The sequence below is a fragment of the Vibrio sp. STUT-A11 genome (assembly GCF_026000435.1).
In the GTDB taxonomy this organism is placed as follows: Bacteria; Pseudomonadota; Gammaproteobacteria; order Enterobacterales; family Vibrionaceae; genus Vibrio.
This window is the reverse complement of record NZ_AP026763.1, coordinates 437,129-455,613: the sequence shown is the minus strand read 5'-3', so window position 1 is coordinate 455,613 and position 18,485 is coordinate 437,129. Positions and strand designations below refer to the sequence as shown.

General features: G+C 45.4%; 12 protein-coding genes, 3 tRNA genes, 1 rRNA gene and 1 pseudogene. 7 read left to right on the top strand and 10 right to left on the bottom strand.

Translation table 11 applies throughout. The features are described 5' to 3' along the window. Positions 1 to 89: 89 nt before the first annotated feature. The 7 genes from OO774_RS02120 to OO774_RS02090 form a co-directional block, all read right to left on the bottom strand. Positions 90 to 165: transfer RNA gene (locus OO774_RS02120), tRNA-Ala, on the bottom strand. A 45-nt stretch (positions 166 to 210) separates the two neighbouring features. Next, a tRNA-Ile gene (locus OO774_RS02115) sits at positions 211 to 287 on the bottom strand. A 64-nt stretch (positions 288 to 351) separates the two neighbouring features. Next, positions 352 to 1,904 (bottom strand): 16S ribosomal RNA (locus OO774_RS02110). A 543-nt stretch (positions 1,905 to 2,447) separates the two neighbouring features. Then, positions 2,448 to 3,701 carry an HD-GYP domain-containing protein gene (locus tag OO774_RS02105; protein ID WP_264904236.1) on the bottom strand — a complete coding sequence of 418 codons (1,254 nt, stop codon included), beginning with the start codon at positions 3,699 to 3,701 and terminating at the stop codon, positions 2,448 to 2,450. 350 nt (positions 3,702 to 4,051) lie between these two features. Then, positions 4,052 to 5,143, bottom strand: coding sequence for an alginate lyase family protein (locus tag OO774_RS02100; RefSeq protein WP_264904234.1), 1,092 nt, complete (start codon positions 5,141 to 5,143; stop codon positions 4,052 to 4,054). Positions 5,144 to 5,886: 743 nt separating this feature from the next. Continuing rightward, positions 5,887 to 5,971, bottom strand: a tRNA-Leu gene (locus OO774_RS02095). A 188-nt stretch (positions 5,972 to 6,159) separates the two neighbouring features. Further along, positions 6,160 to 6,825 carry an SDR family NAD(P)-dependent oxidoreductase gene (locus tag OO774_RS02090; protein WP_264904233.1) on the bottom strand — a complete coding sequence of 222 codons (666 nt, stop codon included), beginning with the start codon at positions 6,823 to 6,825 and terminating at the stop codon, positions 6,160 to 6,162. A 179-nt stretch (positions 6,826 to 7,004) separates the two neighbouring features. Here OO774_RS02090 and OO774_RS02085 point away from each other — a divergent pair, with 179 nt between their 5' ends. After that, entirely contained in the window at positions 7,005 to 8,273 is a 1,269-nt protein-coding gene (locus OO774_RS02085) for a DUF2254 domain-containing protein (RefSeq protein WP_264904231.1), read from the top strand. A 193-nt stretch (positions 8,274 to 8,466) separates the two neighbouring features. Next, positions 8,467 to 8,946, top strand: coding sequence for an RDD family protein (locus OO774_RS02080; RefSeq protein WP_264904230.1), 480 nt, complete (start codon positions 8,467 to 8,469; stop codon positions 8,944 to 8,946). 51 nt (positions 8,947 to 8,997) lie between these two features. Here OO774_RS02080 and lptG read toward each other — a convergent pair whose 3' ends face one another. Together lptG and lptF are read right to left on the bottom strand one after the other, a co-directional pair. Continuing rightward, positions 8,998 to 10,068, bottom strand: a complete 1,071-nt coding sequence (lptG, locus tag OO774_RS02075) for an LPS export ABC transporter permease LptG (protein WP_014233052.1) — start codon at positions 10,066 to 10,068, stop codon at positions 8,998 to 9,000. Positions 10,069 to 10,071: 3 nt separating this feature from the next. Further along, a complete protein-coding gene (lptF, locus tag OO774_RS02070; RefSeq protein ID WP_264904228.1) occupies positions 10,072 to 11,172 on the bottom strand; it encodes an LPS export ABC transporter permease LptF in 1,101 nt (366 codons plus the stop codon). A gap of 200 nt (positions 11,173 to 11,372) precedes the next feature. Here lptF and pepA point away from each other — a divergent pair, with 200 nt between their 5' ends. The 5 genes and pseudogenes from pepA to OO774_RS02045 all read left to right on the top strand — a co-directional run. Beyond that, the gene (gene pepA / locus OO774_RS02065; protein WP_264904227.1) at positions 11,373 to 12,881 is read left to right on the top strand and encodes a leucyl aminopeptidase; all 1,509 of its coding nucleotides are present in this window, start codon (positions 11,373 to 11,375) and stop codon (positions 12,879 to 12,881) included. A gap of 105 nt (positions 12,882 to 12,986) precedes the next feature. Continuing rightward, positions 12,987 to 13,436, top strand: coding sequence for a DNA polymerase III subunit chi (locus OO774_RS02060; protein ID WP_264906041.1), 450 nt, complete (start codon positions 12,987 to 12,989; stop codon positions 13,434 to 13,436). Positions 13,437 to 13,595: 159 nt separating this feature from the next. Further along, positions 13,596 to 16,469 (top strand): valine--tRNA ligase, encoded by a 2,874-nt coding sequence (locus OO774_RS02055; protein WP_264904226.1) that lies wholly within the window; start codon positions 13,596 to 13,598, stop codon positions 16,467 to 16,469. Positions 16,470 to 16,690: 221 nt separating this feature from the next. Further along, positions 16,691 to 17,095: a DUF2061 domain-containing protein gene (locus OO774_RS02050; protein ID WP_264904224.1), complete on the top strand. Its 405-nt coding sequence runs from the start codon at positions 16,691 to 16,693 to the stop codon at positions 17,093 to 17,095. Positions 17,096 to 17,158: 63 nt separating this feature from the next. Then, positions 17,159 to 17,635 (top strand): annotated as a pseudogene (locus OO774_RS02045) (GNAT family N-acetyltransferase); the annotation flags it as partial. 20 nt (positions 17,636 to 17,655) lie between these two features. On the opposite strand, the gene OO774_RS02040 reads toward OO774_RS02045, so the two are convergent. Beyond that, the gene (locus OO774_RS02040) at positions 17,656 to 18,456 is read right to left on the bottom strand and encodes a hypothetical protein (RefSeq protein ID WP_264904220.1); all 801 of its coding nucleotides are present in this window, start codon (positions 18,454 to 18,456) and stop codon (positions 17,656 to 17,658) included. Positions 18,457 to 18,485: the final 29 nt, after the last annotated feature.

The window sequence follows — 18,485 nt, the reverse complement described above, 5'->3', positions numbered from 1 at the left end:
AGTTTGTTTTGTCAGCTTTCCAAATTGTTAAAGAGCTAGATTTCTTTCGAAACCATTTTTAAAGATTCTTAAGGAAAAACCCTTAAAGATGGTGGAGCTAAGCAGGATCGAACTGCTGACCTCCTGCGTGCAAGGCAGGCGCTCTCCCAGCTGAGCTATAGCCCCATCAAGGTGTGTCGATACTGTATGCCAATTCCTTGGGAAGGGAATTGGTGGGTCTGAGTGGACTCGAACCACCGACCTCTCGCTTATCAGGCGAACGCTCTAACCACCTGAGCTACAGACCCAGTATCATCTCTTTTACATAAACCGTATCAATCTGTGTGGACACTCATCACGATAATCATCGTATAAGGAGGTGATCCAGCGCCAGGTTCCCCTAGCGCTACCTTGTTACGACTTCACCCCAGTCATGAACCACAAAGTGGTAAGCGTCCCCCCGAAGGTTAAACTACCTACTTCTTTTGCAGCCCACTCCCATGGTGTGACGGGCGGTGTGTACAAGGCCCGGGAACGTATTCACCGTGGCATTCTGATCCACGATTACTAGCGATTCCGACTTCATGGAGTCGAGTTGCAGACTCCAATCCGGACTACGACGCACTTTTTGGGATTCGCTCACTTTCGCAAGTTGGCCGCCCTCTGTATGCGCCATTGTAGCACGTGTGTAGCCCTACTCGTAAGGGCCATGATGACTTGACGTCGTCCCCACCTTCCTCCGGTTTATCACCGGCAGTCTCCCTGGAGTTCCCGACATTACTCGCTGGCAAACAAGGATAAGGGTTGCGCTCGTTGCGGGACTTAACCCAACATTTCACAACACGAGCTGACGACAGCCATGCAGCACCTGTCTCAGAGTTCCCGAAGGCACCAATCCATCTCTGGAAAGTTCTCTGGATGTCAAGAGTAGGTAAGGTTCTTCGCGTTGCATCGAATTAAACCACATGCTCCACCGCTTGTGCGGGCCCCCGTCAATTCATTTGAGTTTTAATCTTGCGACCGTACTCCCCAGGCGGTCTACTTAACGCGTTAGCTCCGAAAGCCACGGCTCAAGGCCACAACCTCCAAGTAGACATCGTTTACGGCGTGGACTACCAGGGTATCTAATCCTGTTTGCTCCCCACGCTTTCGCATCTGAGTGTCAGTATCTGTCCAGGGGGCCGCCTTCGCCACCGGTATTCCTTCAGATCTCTACGCATTTCACCGCTACACCTGAAATTCTACCCCCCTCTACAGTACTCTAGTCTGCCAGTTTCAAATGCTATTCCGAGGTTGAGCCCCGGGCTTTCACATCTGACTTAACAAACCACCTGCATGCGCTTTACGCCCAGTAATTCCGATTAACGCTCGCACCCTCCGTATTACCGCGGCTGCTGGCACGGAGTTAGCCGGTGCTTCTTCTGTCGCTAACGTCAAATAATGCATCTATTAAACACACTACCTTCCTCACGACTGAAAGTGCTTTACAACCCGAAGGCCTTCTTCACACACGCGGCATGGCTGCATCAGGCTTGCGCCCATTGTGCAATATTCCCCACTGCTGCCTCCCGTAGGAGTCTGGACCGTGTCTCAGTTCCAGTGTGGCTGATCATCCTCTCAGACCAGCTAGGGATCGTCGCCTTGGTGAGCCCTTACCTCACCAACTAGCTAATCCCACCTAGGCATATCCTGACGCGAGAGGCCCGAAGGTCCCCCTCTTTGGCCCGTAGGCATCATGCGGTATTAGCCATCGTTTCCAATGGTTATCCCCCACATCAGGGCAATTTCCTAGGCATTACTCACCCGTCCGCCGCTCGACGCCGTTAACGTTCCCCGAAGGTTCAGTTAACTCGTTTCCGCTCGACTTGCATGTGTTAGGCCTGCCGCCAGCGTTCAATCTGAGCCATGATCAAACTCTTCAATTTAAAGTTTTGTTTGGCTCAATGAATACTGACTTCAAAACTACAAACGTAATTTTAAAGCTATTATCGTTATTCCTTTATAAAAAAGGAGAACGATAATGAATTGACTGTGCCAAGACTAAGTAAACTTAATCTCGATTGGTCACTCAGTTCATTGAAACCTAAATTGTTTCCGAAGAAACTATTTGGATTATCATCAACGAGTGCCCACACAGATTGATAGGTCTATATTGTTAAAGAGCTTGCTTTTCGAGAAGTTTTTCTCTCAAAGCGGAGGTGCATTCTAGCGATTTGGTTGTTAGTGTCAAACACTTTTTTCAACTAATTTTTTCGTAGAAGCTTTTTACCTCTCCGACCCTGCTGAAGCCTTATCGCGTCTGCCGTGTCGGTGGATGCGCATTATAGGCAGAAGAATTTCTTTGGCAATAGAAAATATGCATTTTTTCTAAAAAAACATGCCAAGTGGACACTTTCCATTCAACCTTAAAATTACCCCAAAATAACACTCAGGATTTCTACATATTACTCACAAAACCCTGTGGATAACTAAGTGTCAGTATCGAAGAAGTATGAAATTCGAGAACGAGGATTAAGGTACTCTTTTATATTCTCTGGCAGTTTAGAAGGATGGATTGCGTTTACTATCCTTAAATCTTTCGACACCAAATCTAGTATTGGGGCTTGGGTTCTCGGTACTGAAGGGTCATAAACCAAAACATTAGGGAATAGTAGATTCGAAGTATTCACTGAGATAACTAACCCAATCATATTATTGCTCAGCTGTACGACTGTTCCCGGAGGGAAGACGCCCATAAACTTAATCAGGAATTTGAGGTTTTCTTCTTTATATAGATGTTTGCAATTCTTATATAGATGGGAAAGTGCGGAATACGGGATCTTTTGTTCTGAAGTGATTCTCGTATGACACAAGTTATCAAATGCATTTGCGACAATAATGATTTGTGCAAACTCGTTTATCTCATCACCTTGCAACCCCTTAGGGTAGCCAGAACCGTCTCTTAACTCATGATGCTGCTCAATAACTGTCTTTGCCGTTTCAGGAAAGTCCTCTATTTGGTTAGCCAGATCCAAACCATACTTAGTATGTAGCTTTAAATAGTTCTCTTCGGGAGCCGTTAGTGGTTCTTGCTTTCTTAATATAGCTGTTGGAATTTTTACTTTACCCATATCGTGAAACAATGCGGCAAAGGACAGCTCTTTCAATTTATCAGCAGAGTACCCCTTGGCACGCCCGATCATCATTGCGATAACCGCAACATTCAGTGAGTGAAAGTAAATATCTTCATATTCGTTTTTGCCATTCATGAGATGCAGCGTGACATTGTCGTCACACATCAGCTTATCAACGATATCTTCAGTTAACTGCTTTGCTTCATTAACCGCTGTCACAGGGCGATTACGAATTTTCATCATTACAGAACGCATACGAGCAAGAGAACGCTCAAACTCTTTTTCACATTGAATCACTCTGCGTCGGTAAGCACTCAGCTTTTCTATACGTTTCTGCTTCTCTTGCCACAACTTTTGCGTTTCTAAATCCAACGACTCATCATTCTTGACCCTATCCACTCTATCTTGATTGGCTGGTAACGGTAATGAATCACTCTGATCCGGATTAAAGTACACAAACTTCACGCCGAGGTGACGAATCATCTCAACCTGTTCCTGATCTTTAATTTTAAAGCTATTGAGTAAAAATGGGTGATCGTTCCATTTCAACGGTAGACGGATATGTAACCCGGGCTGAATGCGATCGACGGTAAGTTTAATTGCTGCCACTGTTCACTACTAACTGGGGTTTCAAGATAAGCTCACAATTTTAAAGGAATTTATAATAGAATTCATTAACAATGACTATCAATAGCCCCCAATCCATCCGCCATATAACTACTTTACCTTCTACCGAGCCGCAGAAGGCTTATCATTTAGTAAAGTTCAACCTACAGGTTATTAGTTGCATATTCAGCTTTACGCTAGAACCTAGGGCATCTTATAACCTGACAGCATAATTACCAGTGAAAATTACAGACTTGATAAAAAGAAGGGTGATATTTTTACAAATATCACCCTTCTTCAATTTACACCATTACATTAATTTTATTAGTCATAATATTTTGGCATCTATCAAATTATTTTTTGGTATGCAGAGCATTGTTCAGCCAAGTACTTAGTCTAAGTGTGTAAGGCTCGGAGCCAGGCATAACTTTTTGGATCATAGTGAAAGCATACTTATCAACCGGGATCATATGAGCCATAGCATAAACAGTTCCCGTTGGGCTGTAAGGCTTATTAGCATCACCACGCTTTAGATCCGGTTTCCAACCTGTGTTAACAAATTCAATATGCACATTCTTCTCTGGCTCGGTAAAGTAAGGTTTCCAGAAATCATATGCGTCTTTAATACTGCCGTGACCTTCTTCTTTATAAGTAAACAGGTGTTGTGCCTCTTCTTCGCCTTTATAGATCTTCACAGCTCGCAGAATACGACCATAATATTGCTGGTTGTAAGCATGGTAAGTAAGGGCATCACGATTGGTAAAATCATTGGTCTTACCGTCTGGTTCAATATTAACTTTTACAAAACGTTTCAACGCCCCAACACTATAATCGTACAGCTCTTCATCACCCAGGGTTAAAGCAATATTAAACAAAATGGATATGCGTACGTTTTCCCAGTTGTTCTTGATCAGAGTTCCGGTTAGCTGATAATTCTTAAAGTACTCTCCCTGTCTTCTCAACCATCTATCAACTATTTCAGTATCTTTTAACGCCATTTCCGGACGTAACAATGAATAAGCTTCATAAACACTATGAAGTATAGATTCGTTCGGGGTATGCGTTCCTGGGCTTATATGTTTTGCTATAGATACGATCAGCTCACTTGCCTTTTCAAAGTATTTTCTACGCTCTGAATCTTCTGTTGACAAGTTCCACTTAAGCGTAAGCGCATATATACCATCTACGCGCACTTTCAGATCTTTGCGTTCATAACTCACATGAGGAAAATGCATAGGTTCCAGAGTTAATGCTTCCAATGCAGGAGTGCTCACCCATTTTTCAAATGAAGTTGCAGCCTCTGGCAACTGCTTGATCTGTTGTTTGATCGACATCGCCGCATACTCAGGCATTAATAGGTTTGTGTGAGTTACACTGTCCGCCAGTGTAGAAAAGCTCATAAAACCAACAGTAGAAAGCATACAGGACACAAGGGCTCGCTTCATTTTTATTTTCCTTAATATCTTATTAGACAACACTCCAAGCGCACTGGCCTGGTTACAATCTATATACTCAATATAACAAAATATCATTTCAATATTTTTGAGTTTTTATTTTAATTTATGATCATTAAATGTGAGTCTACGCAAAAGAAACGGACCGGACCAAATCAGAATTATTTATTCTCCATGAAAAAGACGCGCCCGCATTTCCGCTTTATTGCGCAATTCGGGCAGAAAGCCAAACCTCCTAAATTAAGTAATTATTATTAATCAAAATATTGAGTTTCAGTCATTGTAGTTTGTTGGATTTACTGGGATTCCCTTGCGCACAGAGTCGTCATGCGATAAACCATAGATGGACCATGGGAGAAATTTTAAGGCGGATAAAGAGAGTTCAATGGAGCGAGAAAAGCGTTGATAACAAGAAAGGGAAACTAAGATAAGCACCTGAAAAATCGAACATTTTTAAACACCTAAAACGACGAAAGGCCGCTATAAAAGCGACCTTTCTATGTATGGTGCCGGTGGGCGACTTGACTGGGCTTGCATCCAAGCCGCCACGCTGGATTTGAATTCACAAACACCAGAAACAACAAAGCCCCGACTTTCGTCGAGGCTCTGTCTTAAAATATGGTACCGGTGGGCGACTTGACTGGGCTTGCATCCAAGCCGCCACGCTGGATTTGAATTCACAAACACCAGAAACAACAGAGCCCCGACTTACGTCGGGGCTCTGTCTTAAAATATGGTACCGGTGGGCGGACTTGAACCGCCACGCCCGAAGGCAACGGATTTTGAATCCGTCGTGTATACCAATTTCACCACACCGGCATCTCTGGGCTATTGCCCTTTGATGTTTGGCATTATACGTAAGCTTTTGACCTGCGCAAGCAGAAAAACCTTTAATAACTATCGTTTGCTGATAATTTCGCCACAAACTGTGACAAAGGAGAGTTCGAGCCCCGTAATCTTATCTCCGCCAACCTAGTTTACAGCTATCTTCCCAATATCTATGGCGTTTATAATCGGTTAACCGTGATATCAGAAACATAACCGTTACCGATGCTCGACACCGCATTATGAATCATTTGGGCGGCCTCTTCTGCTTGCATAAAACTACTGATATCTAATGACTTACCACTGGTCTGCCAAAATTCAGTCGCCATCCCTCCCGGATAAACCGCAATAATTTTCATCGGTTTGCCCTTCAGTTCTAAACGAACAGATTCTATCAGCCCTTTTACCGCCCACTTAACTGCACAGTATGTGGACTCCTGAGCTTTCGGCTGTTGCGATGCAGTCGACATAATCACAACCACATTTACTGGGTGCTCCTTGTAACGCTTAACCAACTCTCGCAAGACATTAATGGCAGAATTAAGGTTGTTGTTAATCAACTTTTGAATCTGTTCTGGCTCCTGATCTTCCAACAGCCCAAAATAACCACTTCCCGCACTATGAATCACTGTTTGAGGAGGCTGGTGTAATTGATCAAATAATTGTTCAACATCTTGATGCAAAGAGAGATCACAAGCTTGATAACCAATGTTGTTAGACAGTCCGTCTGTGATTTCAGAGAGCTTACCCTCGCATCTTCCCGTAAGGTATGTTGGCTGACCATCGGAATCATAAAGCTTAGCCAACTCAGCCCCAAGTCCGCTGCTAGCGCCAGTAATTAGAATCATTTTTTACCTCTCTACTTCACACCATCTGTACGTTTGAAAATATGCTGATATACGTGCCTTTGTCATTATGACTCATCAAACATTAATCAGACTTCAAAAAATTTAACCTATGCTTTAACAATACTAACGTTTTGAATTTTATATCCACTTTCGAATTATTGTTCGATAGGAGTCAGAGAATGACAGGATCTAAATGGCAGTGGTTGTTAAAACAGGTAACCCGCAAACTATGGGTTCGGACGTCATTATTCGCCTTGCTTGCGGTCGCTACAGCGCTGATATCGATTGTTTTGAACGAATTCGTCGTCCTGCCTCCCGCTATTAACGTCAGCAGTGAACTGCTGAATAACATACTCAATATTCTGGCGACCTCAATGTTGGCGGTAACTACCTTTTCGCTCAATATTATGGTCTCAGCCTACACCGCCGCCAGTGCGGGAGTGACACCAAGAGCCACCAAGTTATTGATGGAAGACAGCACAACGCAAAATGCACTGGCGACGTTTCTTGGTTCATTCTTATTTAGTCTGGTGGGGATTATTGCGCTTGGTGTTGGTGCTTATCACGAACAGGCGCGCATCTACCTGTTCATCGTGACTATGGTTGTCATCGTGATGATCATACTTACCCTACTGCGCTGGATTCAGCACTTATCGGTACTTGGCAGAGTTGCTGAAACGACATCAAAGGTGGAACAAGCTCTACTAGATGCGATTCGCAAGCGTGGAAATGAACCCTGGCTTGGGGCTCACCCCTGGAGTCATCCGGAGCATAAACCTAGGGGAAGCAAACCGATTTACAGCCAAGAAATTGGTTACTTACAGCATATCGATATGCATCATCTCGACGGCATTGCAGAAGAGAACCAATGTACCATTTACATAGAACGCCAGCCGGGTAACTTTGTTTACTCAGGGCAACCCATCGCTTGGTTATGTGGGGAGCTAGAAGAAGAAAGCGAAGTTAGCACTGCTTTCACAATTCGAACTGAGCGTTCCTTCGACCAAGACCCTCGTTTTGGCTTGGTCGTACTGGCGGAAATAGCGTCAAGAGCGTTGTCTCCTGCGGTCAATGATAACGGTACCGCCATTGATGTACTCGGGCGCTCTATAAGGGCACTTTCACTGTGGGGAGATCTACTAAAACAAAGACCAATAAAAACGCGCTACCCTCGCTTATTTGTTCCCTCTTTAAGCTGCCAGGATCTGTTTGATGATATCTTTTTACCGATAGCACATGATGGCGCGGCCCAGCTCCAAGTTCAGATTCGCTTGCAAAAATCTTTGTTAGCGATATCGAGCATGCATCCCAAACTCTTCGCCTCTCCGGCCCAAAAACTGTCAGAAAAAGCATTAGAGCTTGCACTGTCTCAACATTATACCGAAGACGAAAAACATCAACTCTCTCAGCTTTCTCATCAGGTAATAGACCAGAAATTTCATGGCTGAAAAACAAAACAATTCGAACTGAATTGAAAAACTCCCAATACATTCTCTCTTATCCCCACCCCTATCAACGATAAGTACGGCTGTAAAAGGCTGGATTTCGCCACAATTGGAGACTCTGTGCGTTAGCTCTCTTTTCACATGGGGAGGGAATCTATATTCTGACGCACAATTTGTTAAGGTAAGTGATGGAATTATGACTACTTCTACAACTCTTCCAACAGCAGGACTCTTTCGTCGATTAGCTGCTTTGGTCTATGACTCGTTGATTGTCATTGCGATAGAAATGATGGCAGCCGGCGTGGTTATGGCCATTGTCTTTGCACTCAATGCAGCAGGGTTACTGAGCTATGGGGAATATGTGGATGCTGCGGATATGTTATCGAAGCACCCTGTGATAAGCCCGATCTTTACGCTGTATTTAGCGGTAGTTTGGATCTATTTCTTTGTTTTCTTCTGGACTCGTGCAGGCCAAACACTTGGTATGCGTGCCTGGAAACTTCAGGTACGTAACGCAGCAGATGGTGCGCCAATCACCGTCACTCAAGCACTGATTCGTATAGCAACTTCAGGGTTCGGTTTAGCCAACCTGACGGTACCCATCGATCCGCAGAGGCGCGGTTTCCACGACATGTGGGCAAAAACTCAAGTCGTTGTGTTACCTAAAGCACAATAAAACCAGCATCATAAACAAAGAAAGGAAGGCATTTGCCTTCCTTTGATATTTTTACAATTTTCTTCTCAGCAGCGATACCGCAATAGCGAGGAATACCAGGCTTGGTGCTAATGCGCCAAACACAGGAGGTATCCCGTATACCAGAGTCAACGGTCCGAAAAACTCACTGGAAATATAGAAAGTAAAGCCAGCGACTACCCCAGACAACACCCGTGCTCCCATCGTCACGCTACGCAGCGGACCAAATACAAACGACAATGCCATCAACATCATGACCGCAATGGAGAGTGGTTGAGTCAGTTTACGCCAGAACGCAAGCTCGTAACGTGAAGCATCCTGTTCTGATGCTTTCAAGTAAGTCACGTAATCGTACAGCCCACTAAGTGACAGCTCTTCTGGCTTAACCGTTACAACGGCAAGCTTGTCTGGCGCCAGTGACGTTTGCCATTCCATCTGGTCGACACTCTGCTTGGATATCACAGTCTCACCTTGCATATCGGTGATTTGCACGTCTTTCATGACCCAGTTATTGTCTTGCTCATAATCCACTTCTTCAGCAAAGATCACTTTCTGGAGGTTCTTATCCTCATCGAAACGCCACATATTCAGCGCATACAATTTGTCGTCTTCGACTTTGCCGATAAAGATAAAATCGTTCGCATCCCGAGCCCAAACTCCGGCTCGGACGGACACAATACTACCGCCAGATATTGCAAAGGAGCGTAGGTCACGAGCCATCTTTTGAGCTTCAGGCGCGCCCCACTGGCCAAGCGTCATAACAATAAGCATTAAAGGCACGGCGGTTTTCAATACGGATAAACCGATATCCAATTTGGAAAAACCTGCAGCCTGCATGACCACCAGCTCAGAGCTTGATGCCAGCATCCCCAAACCAATCAAAGCGCCCAGCAGTGCCGCCATTGGGAAAAACATTTCAATGTCGCGAGGAATACTCAACAGTACAAAGTAAAGTGCATGCATCAGGTCATACACACCTCGGCCAACTTTACGTAACTGTTCTACGTATTTGATGATGCCAGACAAGCCAACAAAGGTGGCCAAAACCAAGGCTGTGGTCGAAATGATGGTTCTACCGATATAAAGGTCTAAGATTTTGAACACGGCTTACGCTAGCCTCTTCTTGCGGAATTTTTCTTTCATTCGTCGAGCTGGAACGCTGTCCATCATGTTAGCCAAAATAGCGACTATCAGTAACATCGCATTGATTGGCCACATTCCAACGTTTGTCGGTATAGAGCCATCTTCCAGTGCCGATTTCGTTGCGCTGATCGCCAGGAAATAAGCCAAATAAATCAGAATCGCCGGGCCCATTTTGGCGAATCGCCCCTGACGCGGGTTAACTGCAGACAAAGGAATAACCAACATCGTGAGTAATGGAATACACACAAACAGTGAAATTCGCCATTGCAGCTCAGCTTGCGCTTCAGGGTCCGGGTGACCAATTAAATCGGCCGTTGGGTAAGCTTCCCAGTCCCTGCCTTTCTTTTTCACTTCACGCTGACCAATCACCCCTTCGTACTCATCGAACTTAGTGATCATATATTCCACGCGAGTGGGCACACCTTCATAGCGCGTGCCTTCTTTCATCGTGATGATCTGTCGTCCATCTGACAGCTCTTTCACTTCACCAGAAGAAGAAAACATCACGCTAGGCAGAACAGAATCTCGAGGGCGCATTTGGGCGACAAACACATTACTCAGCGTGTTATCTTTAATATCGTCGATGAACACCACAGAAGATCCATCTGGCGTACCCTGGAACTGGCCTTTTTGAAGAAGGTCGACGCTATTTTCAGCCGCAACCTGCTCGTAGAGCTGTTCCACTCTTTCTTGCGACCATGGTGATAACCAAAGCGCGTTAAATGCCGCTACAGCAGAAGTAATCAGAGCCAAGTAAAGTGCCGCTTGCACCAAAAACTTGTTTCCGATCCCCGTCGCATTCATAACAACAATTTCACTCTCCGCATACAGACGACCAAAAGTGATCAATATGCCGATATACAAACTCAACGGCAGCATCAATAAGCCCATTGCTGGCATGTTCAAACCAACAATCGAGAAGATCAATCCAGCCGGAATATCCCCGTCAGAAGCGTCTGCGAGAACACTGATGAACTTTTGGCTCAGAAACACCAAAAAAAGTACGAAAAAGATCGCAAATTGACTCTTGAGTGTTTCGCGGATCAAATATCTAACAATAATCACGCTGAAATTACCTATACAAAACTTGTTTTTTTGGTCGAATCACTATAGTTTCCCGTTGAACCATTTATTTTTTGAAAAATTATAAACTAAATGTTAGTCGCTTAATTAGCTCTGCATGTAAGCCTGGAGCTAAAATTCAACAAGTAAGCGATCATTATCTAACATTTAGAGCAATTTGTCTTCAGGATGTAGGAGTACGCATGGAGTTCAGTGTAAAAAGTGGCAGTCCAGAGAAACAACGTAGCGCATGTATCGTTGTTGGTGTGTTTGAACCACGTCGCCTTTCTCCAGTAGCCGAACAACTTGATAAAATCAGTGACGGTTACATCAGTTCACTACTTCGTCGTGGTGATCTAGAGGGTAAACCAGGTCAGATGCTACTACTGCATCAAGTACCAGGAGTGTTGTCAGAACGCGTTTTACTTGTCGGTTGTGGTAAAGAACGTGAGCTTGGCGAGCGCCAGTACAAGGAAATCATTCAAAAGACGATCAGCACACTTAACGAAACAGGCTCTATGGAAGCCGTGTGTTTTCTGACTGAGCTGCACGTTAAAGGCCGCGACACTTACTGGAAAGTGCGCCAGGCGGTTGAAGCGACTAAAGATGGTCTGTACACATTTAACCAGTTCAAGAGCGTTAAACCAGAAACTCGCCGCCCACTGCGTAAGCTAGTTTTCAACGTACCAACGCGCCGTGAATTGAGCCTGGGTGAAAAAGCGATCACTCATGGTCTTGCTATTGCTTCTGGCGTCAAAGCGTCAAAAGACCTTGGCAACATGCCACCAAACGTAGCAAATCCAGCATACCTTGCGTCGCAAGCTCGTCGTCTAGCTGATGATTACGAAACCGTGACCACCAAAATCATTGGTGAGCAAGAAATGGAAAAACTGGGTATGACATCATACTTGGCGGTAGGTCGTGGTTCGAAGAACGAATCTATGATGTCAATCATCGAGTACAAGGGTAACCCTGACTCAGATGCAAAACCGATCGTACTGGTTGGTAAAGGCCTAACGTTCGATTCAGGCGGTATCTCACTAAAACCTGGTGAAGGTATGGATGAGATGAAGTACGACATGTGTGGTGCGGCATCTGTATTCGGTACAATGAAAGCGTTAGCGAAACTAAACCTGCCTATTAACGTGATTGGTGTTCTGGCTGGCTGTGAAAACATGCCGGGTAGCAACGCTTACCGTCCAGGTGATATTTTAACAACGATGTCTGGTCAAACCGTTGAAGTACTTAATACTGACGCGGAAGGCCGCTTGGTTCTATGTGACGCGCTAACTTATGTAGAGCGTTTCGAGCCAGATTGTGTGGTAGACGTTGCAACGCTAACGGGTGCTTGTGTTATCGCACTTGGTCACCACATCAGCGGCGTTATCTCGAACCACAACCCGCTATCTCATGAGCTGGTAAACGCTTCTGAGCAAGCAAGTGACCGCGCTTGGCGCCTACCTATGGCAGACGAGTATCACGAGCAGTTGAAGAGCCCATTTGCTGACATGCAAAACATCGGCGGTCGCCCTGCTGGTACTATCACTGCTGGTTGTTTCTTGTCAAAATTTGCCAAGAAGTACAACTGGGCACACTTAGACATCGCAGGTACTGCTTGGAAATCAGGTGCAGCGAAAGGCTCAACAGGCCGTCCTGTCTCAATGCTTGTCCAATTCCTTTTGAACCGCAGCGGCCAAGAGACAGAAGAATAATTTCTGAACTAGATCGAAAAGGGCCGCAAGGCCCTTTTTTTATTATCGCCATATTCTTTATAACAAGAGTGATTTAGGTGAGTTCAGAACCAAGCGAGAGAAATGATGCAAACCGCAACTTTCTACATCATCAAAGAAGACAGCCCACAAGCGCAGCCCACAGGCTTTGAAGAGTACGTGGTATTTTTGGCTCAGCACTTTGCCCGCCAAGGCGCTAAAGTATATCTGAACTGCAACGACAAAATGCATGCCGAGCAGCTCGCTGAAGCTTTCTGGCAAATTGATGCTGACAAGTTCATGGCACACAATCTCGTAGGTGAAGGCCCTAAATACGCCACCAACATTGAAATTGGCCATCATGGTGTAAAGCCGTCTTGGAATCGCCAATTAGTAATTAATTTGGCGGAAAATGAGACAACCTTTGCGAACAAGTTTGCTCAAGTGGTAGACTTCGTGCCCTGCGAAGAAAAAGCTAAACAGCTCGCAAGAGAAAGATATAAAATTTACCGACAAGCAGGCTACCAACTGCAGACGATAGAAATTCAATATCCTTAAGGGTCAATCCTTATAGTTAAGCTCTCTCTTTAGAGAGTTCACTTATAGAGATTGACTAAGATTTACCATTAACCAGAATCAAACCTCTAAATAGTTGAGCTTCGATTAAGGCAGTTAAAGCCACACTCAGGCCAAATATGACGAGGAAAAATGAGCGCTATGGAAAAGACATATAACCCAACTTCAATCGAACAAGCTCTGTATCAGACTTGGGAAGAGAAAGGCTACTTCAAGCCACACGGTGACACTACTAAAGAATCATACAGCATCATGATCCCGCCACCGAACGTCACTGGTAGCCTACACATGGGCCACGCGTTCCAAGATACGATCATGGATACGCTTATCCGTTGTGAACGTATGAAGGGTAAAAACACCCTTTGGCAAGTAGGTACTGACCACGCTGGTATCGCAACTCAGATGGTTGTTGAGCGCAAGATCGCGGCAGAAGAAGGCAAAACCAAAAACGATTACGGTCGTGAAGCTTTCATTGACAAAATCTGGGAATGGAAAGGTGAATCTGGTGGCACCATCACTAAACAGCTACGTCGTCTTGGCACGTCAGTAGACTGGGATCGTGAACGCTTTACGATGGATGATGGCCTGTCTAACTCGGTACAGGAAGTTTTTGTTCGTCTGTACGAAGATGACTTAATCTACCGTGGTAAGCGTCTGGTTAACTGGGATCCAAAGCTACACACAGCAATCTCAGATCTAGAAGTAGAAAACAAAGACACTAAAGGCAACATGTGGCATTTCCGCTATCCACTAGCGGATGGTGCAAAAACGGCTGACGGTAAAGATTACATCGTCGTTGCAACCACTCGTCCGGAAACCGTACTTGGTGATACCGGTGTTGCTGTAAACCCAGAAGATCCACGTTACAAAGATCTTATCGGTAAAGAAATCATTCTTCCTATCGTTGACCGTCGCATCCCTATCGTGGGTGATGAGCACGCGGATATGGAGAAAGGCACTGGTTGTGTGAAAATCACACCTGCGCACGATTTCAATGACTACGAAGTTGGTAAGCGCCACCAGCTACCAATGATCAACATTCTGACTTTTGACGCCAACATCCGTGACGCAGCAGAAGTATTCAACACCAACGGCGAAGCAAGCGACGCATACAGCACAGAGCTTCCAGCTAAATACCATGGCATGGAGCGTTTTGCTGCGCGCAAAGCTGTCGTTGCTGAATTCGACGAGCTAGGCCTACTTGAAGAAGTGAAAGATCACGATCTACAAGTTCCTTACGGCGACCGCGGTGGCGTGGTTATCGAACCAATGCTAACTGACCAATGGTACGTACGTACTGCGCCTCTAGCGAAAACCGCGGTTGAAGCCGTTGAAAACGGCGACATCCAGTTCGTGCCTAAGCAATACGAAAACATGTACTTCTCTTGGATGCGTGACGTTCAAGACTGGTGTATCTCTCGTCAGCTATGGTGGGGCCACCGTATCCCAGCTTGGTACGACAACCAGGGCAATGTTTATGTAGGTCGCACTGAAGAAGAAGTTCGTAGCAACAACAACCTAGAGTCAGTGATTGAGCTGCACCAGGACGAAGACGTACTGGATACCTGGTTCTCTTCTGCTCTTTGGACGTTCGGCACGCAAGGTTGGCCAGAGCAAACTGACGATCTGAAAGTGTTCCACCCTTCAGACGTACTGGTAACAGGTTTCGACATCATCTTCTTCTGGGTTGCGCGCATGATCATGATGACCATGCACTTCGTGAAAGACGAAGACGGCAAGCCACAAGTACCTTTCAAAACCGTTTACGTTACCGGTCTGATCCGTGACGAAAACGGCGACAAGATGTCTAAGTCGAAAGGTAACGTGCTTGACCCAATCGACATGATCGATGGTATCGACCTAGAGTCTCTGGTTGAGAAGCGCACTGGCAACATGATGCAACCTCAGCTAGCGAAGAAGATCGAGAAAAACACGCGTAAGACGTTTGAAAACGGTATCGAAGCATACGGTACAGACGCACTGCGTTTCACCCTTGCAGCAATGGCATCAACAGGCCGCGATATCAACTGGGATATGAAGCGTCTTGAAGGTTACCGTAACTTCTGTAACAAACTATGGAACGCTAGCCGTTACGTAATGATGAACACAGAAGAGCAAGATTGTGGCTTCAACGGTGGTGACATTGAATACTCACTAGCGGACAAGTGGATCGAGTCTCAGTTTGAACTAGCAGCGAAAGCGTTCAACAACCATATCGACAACTTCCGTCTGGATATGGCGTCGAACACGCTTTACGAATTCATCTGGAACCAATTCTGTGACTGGTACCTGGAGCTAACGAAACCTGTTCTATGGAAAGGCACAGAAGCGCAGCAACGTGGTACTCGTCGTACGCTAATCACGGTTCTTGAGAAGACACTACGCCTGGCTCACCCAGTGATTCCTTACATCACAGAGACTATCTGGCAAAGCATCAAGCCTATTGTTGACGGTGTTGAAGGTACTAATTCATCAGAAAGCACTATCATGCTTCAAGCTCTACCTCAATTCGACGAAGCGAACTTCCATCAAGAAGCGCTAGACGACATCGAGTGGGTGAAAGCGTTCATTACCAGCATCCGTAACCTACGTGCTGAGTACGACATCAACCCGGGTAAACCGCTTGATGTGATGCTAAAAGCAGCAAGCGAAGAAGACGCGTCTCGTCTGGAAGCAAGCAAGCAAGTACTGATGTCTCTGGCCAAACTGGAAGCAGTACGTGTTCTTGAAGCTGGCGAAGAAACACCAGCGTGTGCAACAGCATTAGTTGGTAAATCTGAGCTGATGATCCCAATGGCGGGTCTGATCGACAAAGACGCAGAACTTACGCGTCTTGATGGCGAAATCAAGAAAACGCACGGCGAGATCAAGCGTATTGAAGGCAAACTTGGTAACGAAGGCTTCGTAGCGAAAGCACCTGAAGCGGTTGTTGCTAAAGAGCGTGAAAAGCTTGAAGGCTACAAAGAGACACTCGCTAAGCTAGAAGAGCAAAAAACCACGATTGCAGCGCTTTAATCGCTAAAGCAAAACAGAAGCCAAGCGCTTCTCAGCTTCAATCAGAAAGGTTGGTCTTCATGACCAACCTTTTTTGTATCTACTCATCCTTAAGATCTACCCGCCTTAAAAAGGCTCATTGATAGCTTTCCCCTATTGAATTAATACTCACCAACCATTAGAGAAAATGAGAATTATTATCGATAATAAACTCATCGAAACAAACACGATGAGTAATTATCATGAAAAAGACACTAACTTTCGCATCACTACATTTTACTATCGCCTTTAGTGTCGCTTACGTACTGACTGGCGACATCTTAATTGGTAGCTTAATTGCCATGATTGAGCCATCAGTCAATACGGTAGCTTTCTACTTTCATGAAAAAGCATGGGCTCGTATTCCTGCTCTTAAAGCTCGTCAGTCAATGACCAAACTAAAAACCGCCAGCTTCGCAACCGTGCACTTTAGCGTTGCCTTCACTGTGGTTTACATACTCACTGGTGATGCGTTTATCGGTGGAGTCATGGCGATGCTAGAGCCATCTATAAACACGGTGGCGTACTACTTCCATGAGAAAGTTTGGTTACGTAAATCTGCAAACCAAACACCTTCATCTCACTTTGGTTTGCATCGACATGCCTAACCGCAATATATTGAGTCCTTAAGGGCTCATTTTTGTAGGCAAAGCATGGAACAAGTAGCACACTTCACTCTCCGCTCTCTCACACCAGAAGATAATCCAAACATAGCAAGCGTCATTCGTCAGGTCTCAGCAGAGTATGGGCTCACCGCTGACAAAGGCTATGGCGTGGCAGACCCAACGCTTGATGACATGTATTCTGTCTACAGCCAACAAGGTGCCGCTTATTGGGTGATTGAGCATAATGGTGCGATCGTTGGTGGTGGAGGTTTTGCGCCACTGGCAGGAGAACCTAACGTGTGCGAGCTACAAAAGATGTACTTCTTGCCACAAACTCGTGGACACGGGCTGGCCAAACGTATTGTGGCTCTGAGTCTGCAATTAGCAAAGCAACTTGGTTATCAGAAGTGCTATTTGGAAACCACCGAGTGCTTAAAAGAAGCCATTGGTTTGTATGAGAAGTTGGGATTTGAGCATTTAGATGCCCCGCTTGGACAAACAGGGCATGATGCGTGTGAAGTCGTGATGCTCAAATCGCTGTAGGACTTTAAGCACACCCAATTTTAGAGTACTAAGTGGGTAACACAAAGATCCTGGCTTAATGCCACTGAAAAATCTTGGCGTTGCCCATCTAGCTCTACCGATAATTGGTAAAGATCGCTTGGATTTGGGTTGTTGAGATCAGCGTATTTTGGCGCTTCGATCTGGAACAAGGCGCTAGCATGCTCAGCACGCACATCAATTGGAATATGGTAAGTCATACCGTTGAATTTGACCGATGCAGAAACCAGGCCCGGTGCGAATGTCTGGTAATAAAGGTCGACTTTAAACTCACAACCCCCACCATAGTGCCAGATCTGCTCCGTAGCAACGCGCTCTAAACGAACATTGCGAATAAACTGCAGGTAAGGCTCCTGCCACACACCGATTCGATCGTCGCTTTTCTTATACTCTTGATCAGTAAGAGAACACAACTCTGGCCGATCTTCCTCAAGCAGTAAGTCTTCTTCTTCCTCTAAGAATAAAATCTCAAAGCGATTACGTCCCATCTGCATGAACGGGCGAATGTCTTTCTTGTACACATTCTGGGTACCATCACAGTCAAACAGTGCGACACCGTTTAAGCGCACTTCGGCATAGTAGTCGATACCACCTAGTATCATATCGACAGCGGGAAATGCGAGCATCGACTCATCCACTTCAATATCATGCATGAGGTGCCATTCTTGTTGACGGATTGCTTCTTCTGACAACTCGTCGGGAAGTACCTGACTTAATGGAGCAGGAAAAGTGATGTCATCCTGAGGGATAGATAGGTCCGTAAGTGGAGAGACTTGCCATAAACCGGCGAGTGACTTTTGCATATACACCTTGAGCTAGATCAATTTTCTAC

Coding starts and splice junctions, on each gene's coding strand:
- OO774_RS02085 (WP_264904231.1), top strand. CDS start 7,005: ATGACAGGATCTAAATGGCAGTGGTTGTTAAAACAGGTAACCCGCAAA.
- OO774_RS02050 (WP_264904224.1), top strand. CDS start 16,691: ATGAAAAAGACACTAACTTTCGCATCACTACATTTTACTATCGCCTTT.
- OO774_RS02090 (WP_264904233.1), bottom strand. CDS start 6,825: ATGATTCTAATTACTGGCGCTAGCAGCGGACTTGGGGCTGAGTTGGCT.
- OO774_RS02055 (WP_264904226.1), top strand. CDS start 13,596: ATGGAAAAGACATATAACCCAACTTCAATCGAACAAGCTCTGTATCAG.
- pepA (WP_264904227.1), top strand. CDS start 11,373: ATGGAGTTCAGTGTAAAAAGTGGCAGTCCAGAGAAACAACGTAGCGCA.
- OO774_RS02080 (WP_264904230.1), top strand. CDS start 8,467: ATGACTACTTCTACAACTCTTCCAACAGCAGGACTCTTTCGTCGATTA.
- OO774_RS02060 (WP_264906041.1), top strand. CDS start 12,987: ATGCAAACCGCAACTTTCTACATCATCAAAGAAGACAGCCCACAAGCG.
- OO774_RS02040 (WP_264904220.1), bottom strand. CDS start 18,456: ATGCAAAAGTCACTCGCCGGTTTATGGCAAGTCTCTCCACTTACGGAC.
- OO774_RS02100 (WP_264904234.1), bottom strand. CDS start 5,143: ATGAAGCGAGCCCTTGTGTCCTGTATGCTTTCTACTGTTGGTTTTATG.